Origin of the sequence: Pantoea sp. GbtcB22, assembly GCF_019091025.1 — a bacterium.
Lineage (GTDB): Bacteria > Pseudomonadota > Gammaproteobacteria > Enterobacterales > Enterobacteriaceae > Pantoea > Pantoea leporis.
Genome location: NZ_JAGXKB010000840.1, coordinates 1 through 237, shown reverse-complemented (window position 1 = coordinate 237; position 237 = coordinate 1). Strand labels below are relative to the sequence as shown.

The following is a 237-nucleotide window of genomic DNA, read 5'->3' as shown; positions in this document are numbered from 1 at the left end:
CCAGGCGTATCTTCAGCAGCGCCAGCTCATCGCGCACCGAGCTCTCGAGCTCGGGATGCTCCATCATGGGGAGCTGCACGTTCTGCAACACGCTGAGACCCGAGTACAGCGCACCGCTCTGGGATGCTACCCCGTAGCAGGCCTTGATGGGGGGCAGCCGCGCCTCACTGAGCCGGGTGATGTCCTGTCCCTGGATGCGCACGGTACCGGCTTCCGGCTGCTGCAGGCCGAGAATGC

General features: G+C 65.8%; 1 pseudogene. It reads right to left on the bottom strand.

The annotated features are described in order from the left end of the window. A pseudogene (locus tag KVT28_RS26830) lies at nt 1-237 on the bottom strand (ABC transporter ATP-binding protein); the annotation flags it as partial.